The sequence below is a fragment of the Martinezella tropici genome (genome assembly GCF_003287875.1).
Classification (GTDB): Bacteria; Pseudomonadota; Alphaproteobacteria; order Rhizobiales; family Rhizobiaceae; genus Rhizobium; species Rhizobium tropici_C.
The window spans coordinates 55,281-79,083 of record NZ_QMKK01000032.1 but is presented as its reverse complement, the minus strand read 5'-3'; the positions used below and the strand labels follow the sequence as shown (position 1 = coordinate 79,083).

12 protein-coding genes and 3 pseudogenes are annotated in these 23,803 nt (G+C 58.4%); 4 read left to right on the top strand and 11 right to left on the bottom strand.

Features of this window, described 5'->3' with window-relative positions; translation table 11 throughout:
• Positions 1-107: 107 nt before the first annotated feature.
• The gene (locus DQ393_RS13035; RefSeq protein WP_112342126.1) at positions 108-2,447 is read left to right on the top strand and encodes a methyl-accepting chemotaxis protein; all 2,340 of its coding nucleotides are present in this window, start codon (positions 108-110) and stop codon (positions 2,445-2,447) included.
• Positions 2,448-2,699: 252 nt separating this feature from the next.
• On the opposite strand, the gene DQ393_RS13030 is transcribed toward DQ393_RS13035, so the two are convergent.
• Together DQ393_RS13030 and DQ393_RS13025 are read right to left on the bottom strand one after the other, a co-directional pair.
• Positions 2,700-3,914 carry a hypothetical protein gene (locus DQ393_RS13030; RefSeq protein ID WP_146758978.1) on the bottom strand — a complete coding sequence of 405 codons (1,215 nt, stop codon included), beginning with the start codon at positions 3,912-3,914 and terminating at the stop codon, positions 2,700-2,702.
• 217 nt (positions 3,915-4,131) lie between these two features.
• Positions 4,132-7,008, bottom strand: a complete 2,877-nt coding sequence (locus DQ393_RS13025) for an ATP-binding protein (protein WP_181592341.1) — start codon at positions 7,006-7,008, stop codon at positions 4,132-4,134.
• A 305-nt stretch (positions 7,009-7,313) separates the two neighbouring features.
• Here DQ393_RS13025 and DQ393_RS13020 point away from each other — a divergent pair, with 305 nt between their 5' ends.
• Entirely contained in the window at positions 7,314-8,402 is a 1,089-nt protein-coding gene (locus DQ393_RS13020) for a Kelch repeat-containing protein (RefSeq protein ID WP_112342196.1), read from the top strand.
• Between the two features lie 8 nt (positions 8,403-8,410).
• Positions 8,411-9,601 (top strand): L-dopachrome tautomerase-related protein, encoded by a 1,191-nt coding sequence (locus DQ393_RS13015; RefSeq protein ID WP_181592340.1) that lies wholly within the window; start codon positions 8,411-8,413, stop codon positions 9,599-9,601.
• Between the two features lie 55 nt (positions 9,602-9,656).
• Here the strand turns inward: DQ393_RS13015 and DQ393_RS13010 are convergent.
• From DQ393_RS13010 to DQ393_RS13000, 3 pseudogenes are all read right to left on the bottom strand, one after another.
• Positions 9,657-10,354: pseudogene (locus tag DQ393_RS13010) on the bottom strand (IS6 family transposase).
• Between the two features lie 52 nt (positions 10,355-10,406).
• Positions 10,407-10,970: pseudogene (locus DQ393_RS13005) on the bottom strand (alcohol dehydrogenase catalytic domain-containing protein); the annotation flags it as partial.
• A gap of 63 nt (positions 10,971-11,033) precedes the next feature.
• A pseudogene (locus DQ393_RS13000) lies at positions 11,034-11,743 on the bottom strand (electron transfer flavoprotein subunit alpha/FixB family protein); the annotation flags it as partial.
• Positions 11,744-12,289: 546 nt separating this feature from the next.
• On the opposite strand from DQ393_RS13000, the gene DQ393_RS12990 reads away from it, so the two are divergent.
• On the top strand, positions 12,290-13,513 hold the full coding sequence (locus DQ393_RS12990; protein WP_112342193.1) for an FAD-dependent oxidoreductase: 1,224 nt from the start codon (positions 12,290-12,292) through the stop codon (positions 13,511-13,513).
• Positions 13,514-13,866: 353 nt separating this feature from the next.
• Here the strand turns inward: DQ393_RS12990 and DQ393_RS12985 are convergent, their stop codons facing one another.
• The 6 genes from DQ393_RS12985 to DQ393_RS12960 form a co-directional block, all read right to left on the bottom strand.
• Positions 13,867-15,897: a methyl-accepting chemotaxis protein gene (locus DQ393_RS12985; protein WP_112342192.1), complete on the bottom strand. Its 2,031-nt coding sequence runs from the start codon at positions 15,895-15,897 to the stop codon at positions 13,867-13,869.
• A gap of 808 nt (positions 15,898-16,705) precedes the next feature.
• Entirely contained in the window at positions 16,706-17,827 is a 1,122-nt protein-coding gene (locus tag DQ393_RS12980; protein WP_112342191.1) for a porin, read from the bottom strand.
• A gap of 269 nt (positions 17,828-18,096) precedes the next feature.
• A complete protein-coding gene (locus DQ393_RS12975; protein ID WP_181592339.1) occupies positions 18,097-18,747 on the bottom strand; it encodes a TetR/AcrR family transcriptional regulator in 651 nt (216 codons plus the stop codon).
• Between the two features lie 79 nt (positions 18,748-18,826).
• Positions 18,827-19,474 carry a hypothetical protein gene (locus tag DQ393_RS12970; RefSeq protein WP_112342189.1) on the bottom strand — a complete coding sequence of 216 codons (648 nt, stop codon included), beginning with the start codon at positions 19,472-19,474 and terminating at the stop codon, positions 18,827-18,829.
• Between the two features lie 9 nt (positions 19,475-19,483).
• Complete coding sequence (locus tag DQ393_RS12965) at positions 19,484-22,636, bottom strand: efflux RND transporter permease subunit (protein WP_112342188.1); 3,153 nt, start codon at positions 22,634-22,636, stop codon at positions 19,484-19,486.
• 4 nt (positions 22,637-22,640) lie between these two features.
• Entirely contained in the window at positions 22,641-23,777 is a 1,137-nt protein-coding gene (locus tag DQ393_RS12960) for an efflux RND transporter periplasmic adaptor subunit (protein ID WP_112342187.1), read from the bottom strand.
• Positions 23,778-23,803: the final 26 nt, after the last annotated feature.

Here is a 23,803-nt window from a genome sequence, read left to right as displayed (position 1 = left end):
GGCTCACGGACTGCTTTTCTTTTAGAAGTTTCACCACAAGAGCTCCAGAAATACGGGTTTGGCGAAGCGGGTTAGCGTCATGGCACCCCGAACGTAGGTGAGCAATTATGATTTTTTCTCTGCGCAATATACTTGTTGGAATTTTCCTTTTTCTCAGCATCGCTCTATGTGTGCTGACGGGATCGTCGACGCTTGATGCCTATCGCGATGCAGGCAAGTATGCCGACGTCTCGAAGTTCACCTTGCTCGACCGCGCGCTCTTCCAGACACTCGCCAACTTTCGCAACGAGCGAGGTGACGGCTCGTCGCTCGCCAAACTTGAGCTTGGCTCGCAAGATGCAACGCTCGCCTTGTTGAAAAAGGATAGGGGCATCGTCGACAAATATATGGGTGACGCAAAATCGGTCTTTGCAGATATCGACGACCAGGCGCTCGAAGCCCCGATTGCCGACGTCATGAACGCCTATGATCGGGTAGTTGCATTCCGCTCAAAGCTCGACAGCGAAGTCGCCAGGAAGCTTGCTGATCGCGACCCGACACTGCAAGCCACGACGCTGGACCTCGGTCAGCAGCTCTTGACCGCGTTGGAGGCAGGTTCGACCGCCGTCGAAAGCCGGATCCGCACGAGTGATCCCTCAATGACGGCACTCATTCAGATCCGTGCACTGACATGGTACACGCGCGCAACGGCTGGGGCTGCAAACCTGTTGTTCGTCAACACGCTCGCCTCCGGAGAGGCGATGAAGCCCGAGGACGTCAGCAAGATCCAACAATTCGATTACACTGCGAATTTCACCTGGGAACAGATCGGTACTCTGGTCAATCATCCGTCGACACCACAGGTCGTCAGAGACGCCTATAAAGTCAGCAGCGCGACCTTCTTCAACGGTGATTTTGCAGCAAAACACAGTGCATTGCTTGCGAAGTTCGCAGCTGGTGAGAAGAAGGCCATGCCCCTTGACGACTGGCGCCCGCTTGGCAACGCCGCCCTTCTGACCATCACGAACACCGCCGCGGCAGCCGCAGACGGCATGGTCGCGAACGCATCCGCCAGCCAGAATGATGCGTTCGTCAGCTTGATCGCCTACGGGCTCACTTTCCTTGTTTCCGTGGTTCTGAGCATTACGGGCATCTGCGTCATCATCTTTCGCGTCACCAGGCCCGTGGGCGCGCTAACCCATTCCATGACCGCACTCGCCGAAGGCAACCTCTCGGTCTTGATCGGTGGCGTCGAACGGCGTGATGAGATCGGCGCCATGGCGCGTTCTGTCCAGATTTTCCAGCAGGCAGCTCTGCGCAACAAGGCGCTCGAAGCCGAAGCCGCCGAGGCACGCATTTCATCGGAGAACGAACGCCTCGAAGTCCAGCGCCGCGCCGAAGCAGAGGCCGAAGAGCGGCTGCTGCAGGCTACGGGCTCGCTTGCGACAGGACTTCGTCATTTGGCATCCGGCGACCTGCGGTGCGAGATCGAAACGCCGCTGGCTGCGCAGTTCGAAGCTCTGCGTCACGATTTCAATTCGTCGGTCAGCCAGTTGCGCGCTGCGATGTCTCAGGTCGGCCACGCCGCGTCACTCGTAAACAGCGGCAGTTACGAGATTTCGCAGGCTTCCGATAATCTTTCCAAGCGCACGGAGCAGCAGGCCGCCTCGCTGGAAGAGACGGCAGCGGCGCTCGAAGAGGTTACGGCCAATGTTCAGTCGACCTCCAAGCGGGCTGGCGATGCCCGTGATTTGGTACGCGGCGCCCGGTCGCGGGCCGAAAACTCCAGCCAGGTCGTCAACAATGCCGTCAATGCCATGGGCAGGATCGAGCATTCGTCCAAGCAGATCAGCCAGATCATCAGCGTGATCGACGAGATCGCCTTCCAGACCAACCTGCTTGCGCTCAACGCAGGCGTCGAGGCAGCACGTGCGGGTGAAGCAGGCAAGGGCTTCGCCGTCGTCGCCCAGGAAGTCCGCGAGTTGGCCCAGCGTTCGGCCAATGCCGCCAAGGAGATCAAGGTTCTGATTGGCAATTCCGAAGTCGCCGTCGGCGAAGGCGTGAAACTCGTCAACGACACCGGCGAGGGTCTCGCAGCTATTGCCGACCTGGTCCTGCAGATCAATCAGCACATGGATGCGATTGCAACGGCCGCTCAGGAGCAGTCCATGGGGCTTTCGGAGATCAACAGCGCTGTCAATCACATGGATCAGGCGACACAGCAGAATGCCGCCATGGTTGAAGAGATGAATGCGGCCGGCGCAGGTTTGGCCGAGGAAAGCAAGCGTCTCGGAGAGCTCCTGAGCGCGTTCCGCACAGGCGAAACCGAGCGCATTGAGCCACAGGCGAAGTCCGTGGCCCGGCTTGCCTCGGCCCCGACAGCCGGTCGGCCTGCTGCTCGCCCCGCTCCCGTCACGCAGGGCAATGCTGCGCTTAAACGTCTCCAGCAGGAGTGGTCGGAGTTCTGATTAAGCCTGATGTGAAGAGAGGCCCTTCCTACTCTATGCGAGTCATGAAAGATTGCCCCGGACATTTTGTGCGGGGCATTTTCGTTTGACCAATTCAGCTTTCCACCTTCAATGAGCTATCCTGCTGCACCTCCAAGCTCGATTGAAATCACGCAGGCGAAAGAATTGATGATCTTCGGGTCTGACGGTTTTTCGCAGATCCAAGCCACGCCGCCTCGCACCGGGCATGGTGCGAGGCAGGAAGGGTCGGCTTCAGGCGAGCAACCGCCAGGAGATGGCTTCGCGAGGAGAGTGAGGGGCGACGGCCGCCGCACCAACCCGTCCCAGCATTTGGATACGTGCCGGAGGACTGACGCCGAGTAGATCGTGAAGCTGGGTCTTTAGTTCAGCAATTTCTGGATAATCGTGCAGAGCCTGGCTGTGTGGCTGAAGCTTGAGACCGATCGATGTCACTCCAAGATGAAGACGAGCCCATTCTCGGCCGGCTTCAAACATGGACTCGCGTTTATTGTTGGCTGTAGCTATCCAAAAATAGGCTTGACCGGTGTCAACAGCCCCTAGATAGGACTCGACACCGGCGCGATAACGCGCGCTGGTCACGTCATCGAGCGATGCTCTGGTCATCGAGCCGTCGGCGATAGCAGCCTCGACAGCCGGTCCCAGAAGCGCCGGACCCCATCGATAAGAACTGAGCTCGGCCTTACCAATACGTGTCAAGTTGACGAGCTCGCGACGTACGCCCGCAGTAGACATCTCCAGAAGAAACGCTTTGCGCGCAATGTCTCTTATACGCTTGGCGAAAGCTGGGTCAGCCGTTCCTTGTAGCAATCCGGAACGAATAGCTTGAGCGCGGAGCTTATCGATTTGCTCGGCTGTCACTCTGACAGTTGGGTCGAAAGGGAGCCGGTTTGTCGATCTCGTCAACACATGCTCGACGAGAGGATCGGGTTGCACCGTCGCGTCCCTGACAAATCGGATCGCAACGATGGGACGCGTGTCGAGCATGGCGGTACCCGCCCCATTGGGGAATGGCTTTATCTCGAGACGGTAGCCATCGACGCTGGCTCCGACGCACATCAACTCGGTAAACGTGCCAAATGAAACCGTGAGCTGCCGATCGGGCGGATCGCTGACGGGAAGGCGCCGCGAAAGGTCCGCAAAGACCAGAAGCGAATCGTCGCCAACCAGGCGCACCATCCAAGGTTGAAGATTTTGGACATTGGGCGCAAGGATTGCATAGGCGAGAGCCCTTACGCGCGGATCGGAATAGTGAGCGGCGTTTGGCAGCCCCTGCCAACCAGCCAAAGGATCGCTATCGGTGTTGATACCCGGCGGGGCAGCCATGACCCGCGAGCAGGAAGCGCCAAGTAACGCTGCGCCGGCCAAGCCCTGCAGGATTGAGCGGCGCGCAAGGCCACCGCCGTCGCCTCCGCGTCCATCTTCCGGGAAATCACCTGTTGTATGCATCGGGGGCTCCATACACTGCCACGGGTACTGCGTGTGACGCGTGCCACTGAAGACTGTTTCGGCACGAAGACGCATGAGCCAACGCTTGTTCTTTCCATTGCCGGGGATAACATGACTCAGCGGAGCCCAAGATTGTCAGTGTCACTGATGCCGTTCTTTGCGAACGAATTTCAGACCTCTGAAGAATTGCAACAGCAATGAGGTCGCTACCTCATCGTCAGATGCCATCTTGGCTAGGAGCCGCCCTTAGGAAGGTCAGTCCCAAGCGCGCTGCAACAAGGTTTGCAGCCGCCAGGTCCCGCGCCGCGCTCGTGAGAGGCCGATCATCAAGAACCGCCGCCAGCGCCGTCCTTGCTTCCTCTTGCTGCCCTTGATCGGCGAGAAGTTCGGCGAGTTCGGTCGCGATCCGCAACGTCCAGGCTTTCGCCTTTTGTTGGCGGCTGATGGCGAGGGCGCGCCTGAGGCATATCAGCGCGACGTCGTTTGATGCCTGCAAATGCGCACTAATGCGTTGGAATTCAGGCTCACCCCAGTTCATGGTCTCACGGCATGGAGAGCTGAAATGTGCGGTGACCGAAGAAAATGCACGGAGATCAAGCTTTTCCCGGTGAGCGGCTAGCACAATATCGCTAAGCAATACCGAGTATTCCGGATCGAAGCCTAGGCGTTCGATGGAAGTCAGGGCTGCCGCAAGGCGCGAGGCGGGGACGCATCCTTCGTCGGACATCTGAGCCCATAGCTCGAAAAGATCACCATAGGTGTTCCAAAAACCAAGCCCGTGTTCGCGCGCAATGTGCTGCAGACATTTGACTTCGCTCCGGACAGCACCAAAGTCGCCATCAAGCGCACTAACGGTGCACCAGCCTTCTGCCAACGCGCAACAGAGTGTGTTGGCGTGGTCGAGCTGGCGCGCTTCGCTCACCGCCGTTCGGCTCATCGCCTTGGCTTCGTCAGCGAAGCCTTGGATCCATAGCACGCGCGATAGAAAAGCGAGAGCAGCTATCCGCTGGTCGAGCCCAAACCGAAAGGCCTGCTGAGGGCGGTTTGCGTCGAACCAGTGGAGACTGCTGTCGATAAGTTCGCGCGCTCGATCATGGTTACCCAAGAAATGCTCAGCGACGCCGGAAATCCGCTGGCCAACGGCACGTGCTTCGAGATCGTGCAACAACGAAGACCGCCGCAGCAGCTCTTCTGCGTGTTCGAGCGCCGCCTCGTAATGCCCACATCTTAAATTGTAAAGCCAAAGACCGTAACGTGCCTGCAGTGCGGTCTCGCTCGCATTCAATTCCTGGGCGAATGTCAAAGCCTTGTGCCAAGCCGCGCCGGTTTCGGGGACTGGCCCAATGGCCCAACTGAGCGCCGTTCCGAGCGCAGCCAGCAGCAACATCTCGTGTTCTTTATCGAGTGTCGCGGAGCGATGAGCAAGGGCCAGGGTAATGCGCCGACGGCATTCGTCGTGCAGGGACAGCTGGATCCAAAAAGGCGTTGCGTTCGCCAGCGTACTCATCCCGGTGGGCAGGTCTCCGTTCGGGGAAAAAGACCAGTCCAAGGCGGCCCGCAGATCGTCGATCACATCCGCATAGGTCGCGCGCCATTCCTGCGTGGGGAGGGTTTTCCAGTCGTCCGAAGCGCGCCGGGCCATCTCTAGAAAATAGCGCGCGTGCCGTTCGGCCGTGGTATCAACATCGCCACTCTCCGCGAGCTTCTCCAGCGCGTAGAAGCGAATGTTTTCCAGAAAACGATAGCGTGGGACCGACCTATTGAGATCCAGGAGAAGCAGCGACTTTTCAACCAGGCTTCCTAGCAGATCAAGACTGAGCCAGGGATCGTCATCCTCCGGCGTTGCAACCGCTCGTGCCGCCTGCGCATCAAAACTTGACGCGAAAAGCGCTAGGCGACGAAGCAGCCGCTGTTCGCCCTCGCTCAGCAAATGGTAGCTCCAATCCACCGTTGCCCGGAGTGTGCGATGCCTGGATAAGGCGGTCCGGCGCCCAGCCGTCAAAAGATTGAAACGGTCGTCGAGACCGGCCAGCACGCCGCTAACGCCGAGGGTCGCAACCCGAGCGGCCGCAAGCTCCAATGCAAGGGGCAGCCCATCAAGCCGTTGGCATATGCTGCTCGCAGCCTCGACATTGAGCTCGCGCGTTTGCGCAATTGCGGCGGAGCGCTCCGCGAATAGTTCGAAAGCTGGGTAGGTTATTGCGGCATCGAGATCGTGCGTGCCTGCCGGCGGCACGGCGAGCGGCGCCAGGCGATAGACTTGCTCGCCCTCCAACCCAAGGGGCTCCTGACTTGTGATCAGAACCTTCACGAAGGGCCCATGTCTCAGAATCATTTCGACGTGGCGCGCGAGCGGCCCGGCCAGATGCTCACAATTGTCAACGATCAGCAGGAATTGCTGGGTGGAGAGGTTTGTCTCGATCCGATCCGCACGCTCGATATCAGACGAAGACATCTGCAGAGCGCCTGCGAGGGTCGGGCTCACCAGCTCGTCTTCCGAGATTTTGGCCATCTCGGCAAGACAGACGCCGTCTTTGAACTGGAGTCCCATCCGCCGGCCGAGTTCCAGCGCAACGCGCGTTTTTCCGACACCGCCGGTGCCGGCAATCGTGACAATACGGCCTCTATCGAACATTCGCTCAATGTCGCGCAGATCCGCTGCACGTCCTAGTAGCGACGTCAGCGGAACAGGAAGACCGCGCACATGCGATCGCCGATCTTCCGGAAGTTCGGCTTTGGAGCTGGACAGGTCTTGACCGTTAGCGGCCAACCGATAGCCGAGACCGAACTCGGTCCGAATCATGCCACGATCCGAACCAAGCGCCCGCCGAATGGCAGACATCTGGGCCTGGAGGTTGTTCTCTTCTACGACAACGCCCGACCAAACGGTGTCGATGAGCTGATCTTTCGAAACGAGTTCACCGCCCGCTTGGACGAGAACCCAGAGAACATCGAACGCGCGCGTGCCGATGTCGACCTTAAGTCCGTCGCGCAGGATCAGGCGCAGGCGCGGAAAGATGCGATAGCGACCGAAATCGACGCCTTCGTCGTCGCGCGACAGGTCGTTAGAGGAGGATAAAGCGGTGGGTTTCATGCCGCTATAGTACACGATGTGCCGCTCGCGGCGCTCACAATTGTTTGATGTCACCGTCCTGAAAGCTTTCGACAGTCTCATTGTTTAGCAAAGGCAAGCGGTTTCGCGGGGTTAGATAATGGACGTGCGCATCCGAGAGGCCGCATTTCAGACTTCTGAAAATCCCGACCAAGGCGCAGGTGCAACCCGTCTGTCAGGGTCACGAATGTCGGTCTTTTCGAACCAAGCAGTCTGTTGATTGCATGGGGACTTCGGAGGCCGATGAATTTGCGATGCAGCATCTATGACTTCCTGAAGGAGTTCGAATGACACCGCGTGCTTTTCTTTACGTCGCTTCGGCGCTTTGTGTCCTCGGTTTCGCTTTGCCTGAGCAGCAGGTATTCGCCCAAAGTAAGGGGACAGGTGGCATGGCCCTCGATGGTCGACCTCATCCTGGGTCGCCGATCACTGGCTGGACCGGTAACATCTCGCCCAGCGATCCGTACTCCGCAGGCCCGAATATGGGCGCTTGGATCACGAAGGCAGGCCTGATTCATTCGCGCAGCGAAGTTGCCGTGGGCGAGGTCGGCGGCAAAATGTATGTGCTTGGCGGTTATGCGGACGGTGACGTCGCCCAGACGTTGAACGAGGAATACGATCCCGCCAGTGATACTTGGCGAGAACGTGCCCATTTGCCACGTGGCGCTAATCACATCGCCGCTGTCGGCCTGAACGGCAAGCTCTACGCGATCGGCGGCTTCAGCCAGCAAAACTTCAATGCAATTGCCGATGTTTCGGCATACGATCCAACAGCCAATAGTTGGACGTCCATCGCACCGCTCCCGCAGCCACTCGGTTCGATGGCCGCGGTCGCCGTTGACGGGGTGATCCATGCAATTGGCGGGGCGACCGGCACCACGAACGATAACCGCCACACCATCGCCGTGCACTACATCTACGATCCCAAGACAAACACGTGGACCGAATCAACACCGCTGCCGTTTCCGCGCGAGCATTTCAGTTTGATCGCGTTACATGACAAGCTCTATGCGATCGGCGGCCGCATGGAGAACTTCTCGCAGAACGCGCAGACCGTTTTTATGCTCGATCTTAAAGACAAGAACGCCCGTTGGGTTGCGCTTCCTCTTATGCCTGTCGCGCGGAGCGGCACCCAGGCCGCAGTTCTGCAGGACAAAATCTTCGTCTTCGGCGGCGAACGATTTGGTGGCGTGTTTAACAATACCGAGATGTTTGATCCCGCCACGGAGCGCTGGAGCGAATTGACGCCCATGCCAGTCGGTCGCCACGGAACTGGCGCCGTGGCAATTGGCGATCTGATCTACGTTCCAGCCGGAGGCCCGCTTAACGGTGGTGCGGCGCAAACGAACGCCAACCAAGCCTTTTCCTATCCATGAAGTTGCAAATGACAGTCGCAAACGGAGCGCTGCAATCCATGTCACGCCAATTCTTTCGATGGTCTGATCTCGCATTCGCGAGCATCATACTGCTCACCTTGCCGATGGGCGTCTCGGCCGAGGAGCCCAAAATCGAGCACGTCACGGATTTTGTGAATGATCAGCCGGCGGGGATCGCGGTGACGGACGAAGGACGCGTCTTCGTGACCTTCCCCCGTCACACTGGAACTGTCGACTTCACCGTTGGTGAAGTCAAAAAAGGGAAAACAACGGCTTTTCCAACCATGGAGTCCAACACACCGAAGTCGAACGACCCGACCAATACCCTGTTCTCCGTTCAGTCGCTGGTCGTCGACGGCGCCAATCGGCTCTGGATGCTCGATACTGGCGTCATGCAGGTGGGAGGAACGCCCGTAACCGGAGCTCCTAAGCTCGTGGTCGTCGATCTCACCACCAATAAGGTTATGCGAGCATACACTATTCCAGCAAACGTTCTCGTGACCAAAAGCGCATTGAAAGACTTTCGCCTGGATTTCAGCAGATCGGCCGCCGGCACGGCCTTTGTCACCGACAGCGCGCCTGGTGCAGAAGCCTTGATCGTCTTTGATCTCGGCTCCGGAACGGCCATGCGCCGTCTCAGCGGCAGTGGTGTGGTGGGGCCAGGCTCGGGTCAAGCGCCTATCGTCGAAGGCGCGCCACTTATGGTTCGCCCAAAAAACGGAGAGGCTCATCCCTTCGCGGTGGGGCTCAATGGCGTCGAGCTCAGTCTCGACAGTCAGACGCTGTATTTCAACGCCTTCACGGGACGTCGTCTTTATTCGTTGCCAACGCGTGCCGCAGCGGATCCATCGATCACCGAAGAGGACCTGGTAAAACAGGTACGCGAACTGTGTGACATGACCATTGCCGGACATCTCGCTATCGACGCACGTGGCCGCATCTACGCGATGGACATGGAGCACAACGCAATTTTGCGCAAAGATCCCGAAGGCGACTTCCAGCCTTTCGTCACCAGTAACATGTTCATCTGGCCTGACACGATGGCAATCGGACCGGACGACAAGCTCTACATAACATCGTCTCAACATGACCGCGGCCCGCTCTTTCACGGCGGGATCGATCAGCGGAAGCGGCCATTTGTGCTGTACCGGGTTTCGATCGGGGCCGGACCCGTACGGGCAGGGCGGCATAGTCTCTAACGGATGGCGCCGCCTTAATGGAAGTCAGGATCTGAAGGGTGGTACAATCGACCTTTCAGGCGTCGGTCGAGAATGCGATTTCACGCCAGGCGGTTACGGCCTGGGTGCGGAGTTGGCGATGAGATGTTTCCGATGGAGATGAAAAAGGTTGGTGACCTGGCCGTGAACCGAGACGAAACGTTGACATTACCGCGCCGATTTGAAGCGCATCATCCGCCTCTCTCGTCGCCGCAGCGGCAGATGAGAATTTTCTGCGCAGTTGTTCAGGCCCTTGTGCGAGCGATGCTCGACACCCGGCATCAATTCAGCTTTGGCGGCGGCGTAAGAGCGCAGCTTGTTGGTCACCATGACGCGCGGGGCGGTACCCTGATCTTTGAGCAGCTTAAGCATCAGCCGAAAAGCCGCACCCTTGTTCCTGTGGCTTTGCAGCAGAGCTTCGAGAACGTAGCCGCTGGCATCGACGGCGCGCCACGGCCATACTTCCTTGCCTTGGTCGCCAGACCATCTCATCGAGGTGCCACTTATCGGCAAAGTGACCACAAGATCGCCGTCGGAGTTGATAGGCGAATTTCAGGCCAAATTTCGTTGTTCATTCTGCGACCGTCTGAAACGAGACGTCATGCCGCGCTCGGCAAGCAGGTCCTCCACGTCATGCAGGCTCAGCGGAAATCGATAATAGAGCCACACCGCGTGCGCGATGATCTCGGCCGGAAAGCGGTGGCGTTTGTAGTGGGCGGACACCTCTCCAGTCATGCCGATAGACTATCGTCCCAATCCACACCAGTTCGTTAAGGCGACACCACCCGATGGCGGTTGCACCCATCTCGACCTTGGCCGTGTTGATGACGCCGCCGATACCGGTCGTCACACCGCAGCCGATGTAGTAGATCTTGTCGAAGGGCGCGTCAGGATTGACCTTGGCGACGACGATCTCCGGCAGGACCGTGAAGTTGGAGAAGGTCGAGCAGCCCATATAGTGGTGGATCTTGTCCTTGCCGATCGAGAAGCGCGAGGTACCATCCGGCATCACGCCCTGGCCCTGGGTCGCGCGGATCGATGTGCAGAGATTGGTCTTTCGCGAGGTGCAGTAATAGCACTCGCGGCATTCCGGCTTGTAGAGCGGAATGACATGGTCACCCTTCTTCACGGACGTTACACCAGGGCCGACATTGACGACGATGCCGGCACCTTCGTGGCCGAGAACGCCGGAAACAGGCCTTCCGGATCGGCGCCGGATAGCGCGAAATCATCGGTGCGGCAGATGCCGGTCGCCTTGACCTCGATCAGCACTTCGCCGGCCTTCGAGCTGAACAGTCATGACCTCGAGCTGTTTTCCTGCCTGAACGGCAACGGCGACGTGGACATCCATGTTCGATCCCTTACTTAAATACTTGCAACGTTCACAGCGCAACGGGCGGCAAGTCTGTGAGCATTAAATCATCTTTTCCAGCTGCGGCACGATTTCGAAGAGGTCGCCGACGATGCAGTAATCGGCGACTTGGAAGATCGGGGCTTCATCGTCCTTGTTGATCGCGCCGATGACCTTGGAATCCGTCATGCCAGCGAGATGCTGGATCGCTCCGGAAATGCCGGCCGCGATGTAAAGCTGCGGGGCGACAACCTTGCCGGTTTGGCCGACCTGCCAGTCGTTCGCGGCATAACCTGCATCGACCGCAGCGCGGGAGGCGCCGACGGCAGCACCGAGCTTGTCGCCGACCGGCAGGATGACTTCTTTGAACTTGTCGGCGGAGCCGAGTGCACGGCCGCCGGAAATGATGATCTTGGCAGACGTCAGTTCCGGGCGTTCCGACGACGACAGTGCGTCGGCGACGAAGCTCGACACGCCTGGGTTCCCGGCAGCCGAGATGGTCTCGATGGCAGCCTGGAAGAGGCCGTACGAACGGTGATGACCTTCTTGGCGTCGGTCGACCGAACGGTCTGGATGGCATTGCCGGCATAGATCGTGCGCTTGAACGTGTCGGCGGAAACCACTTCAATGATTTCCGAGACCTGCGCGACGTCGAGCAGCGCTGCAACGCGCGGCATGACGTTCTTGGCCCAAGCGGTCGCCGGTGCGATGATCATGTCATAGGAGCCGGCGAGCGAGACGATCAGTGCCGCCCGCGGTTCCGCCAGGTTGTTATGGCTACAAGGCGTTCCAATGCCACTGAAATTTCCTGGGTATTCACGATGTTAATATGAGAAATTAATATAAGTAATTTTGTGAACGCCTCGATTTCCTTTAGATCTCTGATCGGAAGGAGGTCAGTCGGCTTGCGAAAGCACTGAGCTCGCTGACACGTGGAGGCATGATGTTCAAATATTTTCCCGCCAACTATGTCTGCAATCTCTCCGTCGACCTGTCGATCCCTTGCGATCAGAATGGCGGCGGCGCTCCCCTCGATCGGCCCTGCTGCCTACATGCAGCTCTGGCTGCCATATATTCGGTTCCGACCGCTTCTGGTATCTCAACATTCCGCTCGGCCGTCACTTCGAATACAACGCCGGCATAGACAAACACGACGACAACTGGGAGGCGCGCGAGGCGCCCATTGGGCCGGCAGCTTCGCAGGTCGTGCCGGTCGAAATGCGCGAGAATAGGCAACCGGCGGACCTCGTGGCGCCAAAGGCCGAAGCAGGGTCGGTCCAAGTTAGACTGGCATTAGCACAAATTCGGGAGGAGTAAGCATGAGAGGGCACGTCGGGAAGAGGGTTGCGATCGTCGGTGCCGGACCTGGAGGGGTTTCGGCCGCGATAGCCCTTAGAAAGGCAAACTACGAGGTCCGGCTTTATGAGCAGAATCCGGAGCCGAGACCGCTAGGCGGCGCTGTGCTGCTTTCAGTTCCCGTTCTTGCGGTGCTGCGTTACTACGGCATTGACGTGGTCAATAACTTTGGCCTTAAGACGCGCGTCCAGTTCCGCAATCCCAAGGGCGAGGTCCGCGTCGACCTGCCGTTCAACAAATCCGTCGAGCAAGCCATGGGTATCGAAGGCTGGCATTACGGCATCCTACGTTCCTCAGCCTACGCGAAGATGATCGAGGCCCTCCACATTCTGGATCAGGATGTCGTCACACCGGGCCACAAGTTCATCGCCTATGAGGAACGCGGCGACGAGATCATCGTCAAGTTCGAAAATGGTGAAGAGGTTACCGTCGATCTGCTGATCGGAGCTGATGGCATTCGCTCACGAGTGTCGCAACAGGCGCTTGGCGACCTCGGCTTGTTTCATGTAGGCCTGCGGGTCTGGCTCGCCTGGTGTGAGGACATTCTCGAATTGCCGAAGGACATCGGTGCCCTGCATCATGGCCGAAACGTGCAGGCGAGCTATTTCCCCATGAAGCATGAAGGTAAGCCAGGTTTCGAATGGTGGATCGTCGAGAAGTCCTCGGAAGCTGCGACACCGCCCGCCGACCCGGAACGTCATGTCCGCGCTCTGCTGGCACCGTTTGCCCACCCGATGAACCTTTTTGCAGACCGGACGGATTTTTCCAAGCAGATATTCCGATGGGAAGTCTACAACCGCCCGTCGCTCGCGAAATGGTCGAAGGGTCGCGTCGTCTGTCTCGGTGACGCGGTGCATCCCGTTTCACCCTATGCGGCCTACGGCATGGGCATGGCCATCGAAGACGGATACTTTCTCGCCCGGGCGATCGGCACAAGCGATCTGTCCGACAGAGCCGTCGTGGATCGGTCAATCGCGAAGTTTGAGGCGGAGCGCCTCGCCTATTGCAACCATCAGGTCGAATTCGCCCGCAAGCTAGGCAACCTTTTCCACAAGGCGCCGGGGCCATTCGCCTGGTTACGGGACCAGATCTTCGACCGCACGGGCCTGCTTCAATCCATGGTGGAGAAAGGTTATCTCGCCGATGCGGAGCGAATGTCTATGTCCTTGAGGGAGCTCCATGTATGATCAGGCAGCGTTGCTCAAGGGAGACGATTACGGATCCCACCTTTGCCACGCCGTCGCCGAAAACGTGGTCCGGGGGTGGGGTGGGTCGGAGGTCTCGGACGCAAGATCATCGTGTTTCGGCGCGCTGGGGAACTGGATGGGCCGCTCCATGCCTGCCAGCCTTAGCCGGCAAGCGAGAGTGCGTGCGATTGCATATCGCGGGGTTTCAGGACGCTCCTCGGGCAGGACGCGTCTTCCCGATATTCGTGATGACCTTGGAAGCATTAAGTTTCGAAGCTCGTTGCCATGTAGCTGGCGGAGAAGCCGGCCCGAGATTGGGCTAACGGGACTTGAATTGGGCAATCGGTCGCGCATCAAAACTCTTCCCAGTGCGCCTTGCGTGCGGCCGATCCGTTGGTGGCGAATGTTTCGGCAAGCTTGCGACCAAGTGCCCGTGCCGGCGATGCAACAGGCCTTGTGGTCGCGGCAACCAGATGCGGCGTCCTCATGGGTTCCAGCTTGAATCGAGCGATCAATTCGCGAAGTGTCGTCACCTGATCGGCCAGACCGCTTGTCGCCGCGGTCGATTCCTCCACCATGGCAGCGTTCTGCTGTGTCGCCTGATCCATTTGGTTCACGGCGGTGCTGACTTCCGAAAGACCGGTTGACTGTTCTCTTGCCGCCGTCGAAATGGAGTGCACGTGCTCGTTCACCTTGACGACGTGACTTTCGATGGCCGCCAGGGCAGACCCGGTCGCCGTGACCAGCTTTACGCCAGCACTAACCTCGTCACTGGAGCGATTGATCAGCGTCTTGATATCCTTGGCAGCATTTGCCGATCGCTGCGCCAACTCGCGCACCTCTTGGGCGACCACGGCAAAACCCTTGCCGGCATCGCCGGCGCGGGCAGCTTCAACACCTGCGTTCAACGCAAGCAGGTTTGTCTGGAAGGCGATTTCATCGATCACATTGATGATTTGGCCGATCTCACCGGAAGCTTGCTCGATCCTGCCCATGGCCGCGACGGCTTCTCTTACCACCGAACTTGACTGTTCGGTACTTTTGCGTGCTTCGTCGACCATATGGCTGGCTTCAAGCGCCCGCGCCGTGGAATTCTTCACCGCCACGGTGATTTCTTCGAGGGCTGAGGACGTTTCTTCGAGCGAGGCCGCCTGCTGTTCGGTGCGCTTCGACAGGCTGCCGGAGGCAATTCGCATCTCACCAGCATTGCTGTTGATGGTATCGACCGCGGCAGATACTTCGCTCAGCACGGAGCTCAAGTTGGCCATCGTCGCGTTGACGTTGTCCTTTAGCTCGCCAAAGGCTCCCTGAAACTCTCCCTGCATTGCTTCAGTCAGATCACCCTCGGCAAGGGCAGCAACAACGCGGCGGGTTTCCGCAATGCTACTGTCGACGGACGCCACCAATTCGTTGACGCTGGCCGCGAAGCGATCAAGATCCGGATTGTCGTAAGCCTTCGTGATGCGCTGCGTGAAATTTCCGGCAACCGCGGCGGAAACGACGGTTGCTATACTCGTCTGCAAGTCCGCGCTTTTGGCCTGCAATACGGTTTCCTGGGCGTTTAGATCGCGAACCTTGATGCCGTTTTGTTTGAAGACCTCGACGGCGCGCGCCATTGCGCCGATTTCGTCGTGTCGACCGATGTGGGGTACCGGGGCATCCAGATCTCCATGCGCAAGTTTATCCATGCTGTCGGTCAAACCGACGATCGGGCGGACAATCGCTTTGGATCCGTAGATGGCCGAGACGATCAATGTCATAATCGCCAGGAGACCGATGCCAAGGTTGAGCAGCAGGACCAGACTTGCAGCCGAATTTGCGTCTTCCTCCGCTTGGTCGGCTGCTTTCTTCGCAGCGCTGACCCCGTCGTCGAACAGCTTTGCGGCCTGGTCGGATATCATCAGAAGCTTTGCCTGAAGCTCCGCTGATTTTGCTTGGGCAGCGGCGGAGCTATCTTTACTCTGCAGCATCGCCTTCAAAACATCGACCAGATCGGTTGCCATGGCGAAATAGTTTTCGCTCAGAGTCTTGAGGCCTTGTACCCGATCCCGGTCGGCGTGCGACTTCAGCCCATTGTTTGCCTCATCCAGAAATGAGATCACCGAATGATGGCGTGCGGATAGGTAATCGACTGCTTTGGCCACCTCTTCCGGGGACGTTGCCAGTCTCAAATCGCGAACGCCAATCTGCATTCCGCGCAGAGATGCTTTCGCGTCGATGATGTCGCGAGAAACAATCAACTCGTTTTTGAGCAGGTTCGAGCGGTCACCAATCACCTGACCGCCATAGAGCACGATCAAAAGCATGATTGCGACCATCAGGATGCCGATGACAGAGAGAGCCGCGAGCTTTGCGCCGATGCGGGATGAAATAGCTGAAAACATTTCTGATCGCTCAAAATGATCCGCAAGTTGCCTTCATAGGACCGCAGAAATGAAAAATGGCGCCAAGCGTCATGCATGCGTCAAGTGAGTATTGGGCGAGTATCGATGAAAAGGATTGTCGCGCCGTAACTGTCATGAAACCGTTATAATGGTAAATAAGTGCTTTCGATTTACGAGTCACTGCCAACAATATTCGCAAAACGGCCTTCGCCTGCGCAAGTTGGTTGCCCCAGCGGATAGCTATTCAAGAATATGGCCTCACATAGGCGGGAGGTATCAGACGAACGGTGTGTGCCCACTCTAATCTCTCGCGCCCACCGGCTTCAATGCAGACAAGGCAAGGGCGAGTTTCCCAAAGAAGTTGATAACGGCCTAGCGACGTAGGCTGCGCCGGACCAAACCGTTGCCTTTAGCTTCTATGCAGCGGACCTGAAAAATGTTCTTCACCAGGTCGAGCCCTATCTTTGCAATCTGCATTTGCGGACACTCCCAGTTTTAAGGCCGCAACCAGCCAATAACACAGTCGCTGTCTCTGGCATGGAGGCGTCCGCATCATCACTCCATGGTTAGTTCAGTTCTGGAAACTAACAGCCAGCCAGAACTTCGTGCTTCCCGAAATGGATGGGATGCGTCGAAGTCGAACTCGTCATCCATCATTCTGAACGGATTAGCTTGAAAACAAGAAGGATCCGGTAGGGAAAACCGGATCCTTCCGGTTTGATCGGAGGTCAACCGATCAATGTAAGAAGCCTGGCGGATTGGAAAACGTCAGGCTTCCTTTACCCGACACGAGCCGGGTAACTTTCAACTAGAAACTGCGCTGGAAGCGGAGGATGCCAGCCCACTGATCTTCGTTGGTCGAATCCCAGTTGGTGTATTCAACTTCCGGCTCGATCGTCAGATCCTTCACCGGATTGAACTTGACGTTCGCGGCGGCGGCAAAAATCTTCGAGTCGGTGTAGGCGAGCTGAAGATTAGCCTTCAACTTCTCATTGATCTGGTAGGAGCCTCCACCCCAGACAGCCCAGTCGCCCCAGCCGCAAAGCTCTTCCTTGTTGGCCGGGCACGCGCCATCGGTGACATAGCCGGAAGCATATTTGTTCAGCTTATCGCCGTCGGTGTTCCAGCCGCCCATCAGGAATAGCGCCACAGGACCGAACGTAGCATCTACGCGAACTTTGATCGCACCTTGCTCGACGATGGAATCATAACCCCCGACCAGGCCCACCTGCCAGTTGCCGGACTTGTAAAGGGCACCGGCGACAACGTCCGGAGCATAGTGATCTGCCTCGCCAGTGCGCCAACTGCGGCCGTTACTCTGAACGAAATCTTCATCGTAATACGTGTCGTTGCCCGAGACGGAGTCTTCCAGCGAGACCATGGCCTGGAAGCCGTTGCCAGCATCATAGGTGTAGGTCAACTGGTTGAGTTCGGTGTTCGTCGGACCGGGGCCGTAGGAAACCACATCGTCCTGAATAACGTCGCCAGCGTAGCCGAGGAAGGACGAAAACTGTGAGTCGGCCTTACCGACCAGGAAACCGCCAAGGCTGATGTTCGCCCAGAGGAGCTTCGCAGTGGTCGAGTTGCCGTCGTTCCAGTCCCAACGAAGAACCATGTTGGTCTTCAGTGGGCCGTATTCGGTGTCCGTCGCCGTGTCGAGATGCAACTCGGCACGGGTATGCCACAGCGTGCCGGTAACATGCTTCGGATCATAGGCATCGTACCATTCGCCTTCGGTACGAACCATGCCGCCGACCTTGAGGCAAGTTTCGGTGCCGGGTATGAAGAAGTAGCCGGTGCCATAGGCGTCGCAAATGCGAACGTATTCAAGCGGCTCAGGCTCAGCAGCAGCGATGGCGTCAGCTGCATGCGCGCCCGAAACTGCCCCGAGCGCGGTTGCGGAGCTGAGAAGCAGGCTTTTGATTGTCATTATATTAACCTCCAGATCGGCAGGCAGCGGCGACGCCGGCTCTCGCCGGAGTGGCGCACACTGCGCGGATTGATGATCGAAGCAATGTCGCCTCGATGTATATAAGATCGCAAAGAACGATTCAGTTCACGCGCAATCTGCTTTCAATCGATATTGAGAAGATCAGTTAGAGAATTGGTGTGATACATTGATATCATTTATGAAACATGCTTTATGGGAAGCGTTTCCAAAAGGCCGAGAACCTCGGCTCAGGTAAGTCGACGGAGGAGTCAATCAGAGCGCCCCTTGCTGAATACGCCATCAAGAAAAACGTCCACACGCTGTTTGACATGCGAAACATAGGCCTCGGAGCTCATTTCAAAGACATCCTTTCGGGTTACAAACGCGAGGACCATATCCAGCAGAATTGACGCCAACTGCTCCTGATCGCGCCCTTTGAACAGGCCTTGTGATTCAAACCATTCCGCAAGGGACAGCACCGCCGGCCGTCGACCGACTTCCAACATGATGTCCTGGACTTCCGGATTGTAAGCGGCTTCATTAAAGGCGAGTCGAAAGATATCCAGGCGCCGCGTGGGTTTTCCTGATGATTGATCGGCGAGGAAGATTTTGTAGAGCGTTTCGTTCAGCGGGCTTTCGTCTCTCTCAATCCGCGAAACATTGATTATTCGAATTCGATGCTCGGCGATCACCGATCGAAACAGCTCCCGCTTGTTCGGGAAATACTTGTAGATGGTTCGCTTCGATATTCTTGCCCTCGTGGCCACCTCATCCATGCTGGTTTGAGAATAACCTTGCTCCATGAATGCCTCCTCGGCACAGAGCATGATTGCGTCACGGCGAACAGCCGCATCGATGGGAGGACGGCCACGCTTGAGACGGTTTCTGGCAGGCGAGGACTCAATGGGAGGATTTTTCACAGCGTCTCCTGTGATGGGTTGACTGTCGCACGGCGAAGTCCGCAACACCATTGGACAATTGGACTGCAGATTCCCGCGTTCACGGATGCTTTCGCGATGAAAATCCCAAACCGATGATCGATAAGCCAAGGAAAAGCATGGAGGCCGCGAGAACAATGTCGGGCTCGACGTGCGGGGCCGCATAACGACCGACGATCGCCCAGGCAATGCAATTGAAATTTGTCAGGCCGCCTGCCGCAAGCCAAACGCCGCCTTTAATATCCATCGTCTTGCCGATCCACGTCATCAGAGTTGCTACCATCGCCAGCAGGAGACAAAACAGGGCAAACGACCAGACCGTCGTCAGCAAGGGATCGTTTACGAGCAGAAACCCCAGCCCGACCTGCAACAGGCCCATCGCGATCCAATCGTGATAGAGGCGCGGGCTGCCTAATCTGATGATGATGATTGATAACAGAAGACCACCAAGAATCGCGTTTGTTCCGGGCCAGTAACCCAAAAGCCTTGCGCCGAGCAAGACGTTCGCAATAGTGAGAACGGCCAGATCGGTCAGTATGACGCCAAGGGCGCAGAGGCGGCGCCAATCATACGGCCCTCGAAAACGTCCGGAAACCCTGCGGCGACGCCTCTGAACAATCGCTTGCAAGACATATAGCAGGTCCAAGACGCGCGCGGCGGCATGCGCGCGTCTTGGAGGATGTCCAATAGGGCGATGGGGGCCGGACATCCTTCTTCCTCAACGGGGGTTGCTTGAGGGAGCTTGGGAAGGATTCTTCCGCGCGAAAGCCGCTTTCAGTTTCTCCCGCGCGGTCTGGAAGGTGGCGTAGAGCATGGGGATGACGATGATCCCCAGCGTGCTGGAGGCCAGCATGCCCATGAAGACCGGCGAACTGACGTTCTGACGAGCCAGCATCGAGGCGCCATTCGCCCAGACCAGCGGTACCAGACCGAGAATGAAGGCAATCGAAGTCATCATCACGGCGCGAAAGCGGAGCTTCGCGGCATTTTCGGCCGCATCGCGAATGCTGACGCCATGTTCGCGCTGTTCCTTGGCGAACTCAACGATCAGGATGCCGTTCTTCGCCGCCAGTGCAATGAGGACGACAAGGCCGATCTGGCCATAGAGGTCGAGGGTCAGCCCCCAGCCGACGACCGCGATAAAGGCGCCGGAGACACCGACGATCACCGAGAGCAGCACGGGGATCGGAATCGTCCAGCTCTCATAGAGCGCGACCAGGAAGAGATAGGCAAAGAGCAGTGCGAGGCCGAGAATGAGGGTCGTCTGCCCGCCCGCCTGGCGCTCCTGATAGGATGTGCCGGTCCATTCGAGCGCATAACCGGCGGGCAGCGCCTTGCCGGCCAAGGTCTGGAATGCGTCCATTGCCGTTGCCGAGGAGACGCCGGGCGCCGGCGAGCCGTTGATGGTGACCGCGCGATAATTGTTATAGCGCGTGATCACGGAGGGGCCGACGATAGTCTTGAGTTCCGCAATGGACTGCAGAGGCACCATGGCGCCCGACGAACTGCGGACATAGATGTCCCACAGCGCCGGAATGTCTCGGCGATTGTCGACGTCGCCCTGGACCTTCACCTGCCAGGTGCGGCCGAACAGATTGAAGTTGTTGACGTAGGAGCCACCGAGCGTCGACTGCAGCGCGGAGAAGATGTCGCTGATGCTGATGCCCAGCGCCTGCGCCTTTTCCCGATCGATATCGAGATAGAGCGACGGCGCATTGGCAGCATAGGTGGTGAAAACGCGGCTCAGCGCCGGGTCCTGATTTGCGGCTCCGACAATGCCGTTGGCGATGCTGCCCATGGTTGCGGGGTCTGCGCCCTCGAGGGATTCGACCATGACCTCGAACCCGCCGCTGGTGGAGAGGCCGATGACCGGCGGCAGGTTGAAGGGCAAGATCATCGCGGAGCGGATCTCCTGCGCGCCGCCGAAGACCTTGCCGATCATGACCTGGACCTTATCGGTGGCCGCCTTGCGGTCCGCGAACGGCTTCAGCTGTACGATTATGAAGGCGTTGTTGCTCGCCGAATAGCTGTCGAGAAGAGAGTAGCCGATGACCGAGGTGACGTCGGTCACCTGCGGTAGGCCGCGCAGCAGCTTTTCGACCTCCCGCACCGTGTCGCTGGTGCGGGCGACGGAAGCGCCCTCCGGAAGCTGCACGTTGATGAAGAAAGCACCCTGATCCTCTTCCGGCAGAAAACCGCTCGGCGTGATCTTTGAGAGGCCTAACACACCGAAGGCGCAAAGCCCAATAATGGCGAGCGAAAGGATCGAAAGCCGCAAGGTCTTGTGCACGATCCAACCATATCCGTCGCGTATGCCGTCGATGCGGCGGCTGATCCAGCCCATGACGCCGCGCTTTTCGCCGCCATGGCGCAGGAAGACGGCGCAGAGGGCCGGCGAGAGCGTCAAGGCGTTCAGCGCCGAGATGAGCATCGCCACGCTGATGGTAACGGCGAACTGCCGGAACAACTCGCCGGAGATGCCCGGAATAAAGCCGATCGGAACGAAGACCGACAGCAGCACGAGCGTGATGGCGATGATCGGGGCGGTCACCTGCACCATCGCCTTCTTGGTGGCGGCGGCTGGCGATAGCTCTGGCTCCTCTTCCAGTACGCGCTCGACATTCTCCACCACGACGATCGCGTCATCGACCACGATGCCGATGGCGAGCACTAGGGCGAGAAGGGAGACGGTATTGGCGGAGTAGCCTAACACGAGCAGCACGGCGAAAGTGCCGATGACGGAAACCGGGACGGCGATGATCGGAATGAGTGTCGCGCGTATGTTGCCGAGAAAGATGAAGACGACGATGGCGACGAGCACGAAGGCTTCGATCAGCGTATGGACCACTGCTTCAATCGTGTCGTAGACGAAATCGGTGGAATCATACATGACTTGGGCCTTCAAACCCTCCGGCATGCGCGATTGCAGGGTTTCCAGCTTCTGGTTAACGGCCGCCGCCGTCTTCAGCGCATTGGCGCCCGGAGACAGATAGACGCCGATGGCGACGGACGGATTGCCATTGAATCTGTTCAGCGAGTCCTCGCTCTGGGCTCCGAGTTCGACCCTGGCGACATCCTTCACCTTTAGGACCGATCCATCCGAATTGGCGCGCAGGATGATGTTTCCGAATTCCTCCGGCGTGGCCAGGCGACCCTGGGTCTGCACGTTGAACTGGAACTGCTGATCATCGGGCACGGGCCGCGCGCCGATGCGGCCTACAGGAGCCTGAACATTCTGCGCATTAATAGCGTTGATCACGTCCGAGGGCACCATGCCGAGGCTCGACAAGCGCTCGATGTCGAACCAGATGCGCATGGAATAGTTCATCTGGCCAAAGAGCGAGGCGGAGCCGACACCTGGAATGCGCGACAATTCGTCGAGGACATTGATCGTCGCGTAGTTCGTCATGAATAGAGGGTCGAAGCGACTGTCCGGACTGCTGAGAGTGACGAACTGCAGGATGGAAGACGACTTCTTCTGCACGGTAACGCCGAGGGTCTGGACTTCCGTCGGCAATTGCGAAAGCGCGGTCTGCACGCGGTTGTTGACGTTGACCGTATCGATGTCCGGGTCGCTGCCGAGCGCAAAGCTAACCGTCAGAGTGTAGCTGCCATCATTGCCGCTGGTGCTCTTCATGTAGAGCGCCTTGTCGACGCCGATGACCTTTGATTCGATCGGTTGAGCGACGGTCGTTTCGAGGACCTCGGCCGAGGCGCCCGGATAGGTCGCGGTCACCGAGACCTGCGGCGGCACGATGTCGGGAAGCTGCGACACCGGAAGGCTCGTCAGCGCCAGCGCGCCGGCGAGCGAGATGACGATGGCAACGACGATTGCCAGACGCGGCCGGTCGATGAAAAGATTGGAGATCATCGGATCAGCCCTTCGTGGCGAGTTGAGTCGTCAGAAGCTGCGGTGTCACCGGCGCGTTGGGACGAACGCGCTGGACGCCTTCGGCGACTACCTTGTCGCCGACCGCGAGCCCATCGAGGACTGTCGCGGTTTCGGCGGTCGATTGCCCTAGCTTTATCCGGCGAATCTGGACCACATTGTCGGCGCCTACAGTATAGACATAGTCGCCCTGCTGATCGGTCAGGACCGCGGCGCGCGGGATCGCAAGAACCTTTTGCGGCGTTACAGCCTCCACGATCACGCGGACGAATTCGTCGTTGAACAGTTCGCGCTGGCCATTGTGAATGACCGGGTTAGCAATGGCGCCGCGCACGGTGATGGAATCGGTGTCCGAGGCAACGCTGACATCGAGGAAATCGAGTATACCGGTCTGATCGTAAATGCGGCCGTCGGGCAGGCGAAGCCGCAGCCGCAAACCTTCGCTTCCTCCGCTCGTACGCTTCTGCTGGAATTCGATGAGTTTGCGTGTTGGCACCGGGAAGGTAACATACATCGGGTCCTGGCTGACGACGGTGACGAGCGTACCCGACGAAGCGGAAACGACGTTGCCAACAGTCACCGCTGCGCGACCGATCCGACCATCGATCGGCGAGCGGATCTCAGTATAGTCCAGATTGATCTGCGACGACCGCAACGCCGCCTGGGCGGAACGAAGCTGCGCGGCCGAGGTCCGTTGCGTGGCAAGCGCGTTATCCAGCGTGCTTTGCGAGCCCGAGCCGGATTTGTGCATCTGGTCGGCACGATCAAAGGCGATATTGGCGTTTTCGAGTGTCGCCTGCGCTTCGGCGACCGAGGCCGCCTTGGCCTCTAGGTCAGCCTCGTAAGGCGGCCGCTCCAGCCGGAAGAGAAGGTCTCCTTTCTTCACGTCGGCGCCTTCGGTGAATAGCTGCTCTTCCAGAAAGGCCGAGACGCGCGCGACGATGTTGACCTTGTCGGTCGCTTCGATTCGGCCGTTGAATTCCGTGGTTTCGTTGATCGCCGTCTCGGTGACCGTCACGACACCGACGGGTGGAGGCCCTCCGGCGCCCGGCATCTGGGCCGATGCGGAGGTGGCGAAGGACAGGAAAGTAAAGGCCAGGAGATGGCACGAGACATTACGCATGGCAGTCCTCAGTTCGAATTTCCGTT

Bases quoted from the DNA above. Each gene is read 5' to 3' on its own strand.
- DQ393_RS13035 (WP_112342126.1), top strand. From the start codon at position 108: ATGATTTTTTCTCTGCGCAATATACTTGTTGGAATTTTCCTTTTTCTC.
- DQ393_RS13030 (WP_146758978.1), bottom strand. From the start codon at position 3,914: ATGCATACAACAGGTGATTTCCCGGAAGATGGACGCGGAGGCGACGGC.
- DQ393_RS13025 (WP_181592341.1), bottom strand. From the start codon at position 7,008: ATGAAACCCACCGCTTTATCCTCCTCTAACGACCTGTCGCGCGACGAC.
- DQ393_RS13020 (WP_112342196.1), top strand. From the start codon at position 7,314: ATGACACCGCGTGCTTTTCTTTACGTCGCTTCGGCGCTTTGTGTCCTC.
- DQ393_RS13015 (WP_181592340.1), top strand. From the start codon at position 8,411: ATGACAGTCGCAAACGGAGCGCTGCAATCCATGTCACGCCAATTCTTT.
- DQ393_RS12990 (WP_112342193.1), top strand. From the start codon at position 12,290: ATGAGAGGGCACGTCGGGAAGAGGGTTGCGATCGTCGGTGCCGGACCT.
- DQ393_RS12985 (WP_112342192.1), bottom strand. From the start codon at position 15,897: ATGTTTTCAGCTATTTCATCCCGCATCGGCGCAAAGCTCGCGGCTCTC.
- DQ393_RS12980 (WP_112342191.1), bottom strand. From the start codon at position 17,827: ATGACAATCAAAAGCCTGCTTCTCAGCTCCGCAACCGCGCTCGGGGCA.
- DQ393_RS12970 (WP_112342189.1), bottom strand. From the start codon at position 19,474: ATGTCCGGCCCCCATCGCCCTATTGGACATCCTCCAAGACGCGCGCAT.
- DQ393_RS12965 (WP_112342188.1), bottom strand. From the start codon at position 22,636: ATGATCTCCAATCTTTTCATCGACCGGCCGCGTCTGGCAATCGTCGTT.
- DQ393_RS12960 (WP_112342187.1), bottom strand. From the start codon at position 23,777: ATGCGTAATGTCTCGTGCCATCTCCTGGCCTTTACTTTCCTGTCCTTC.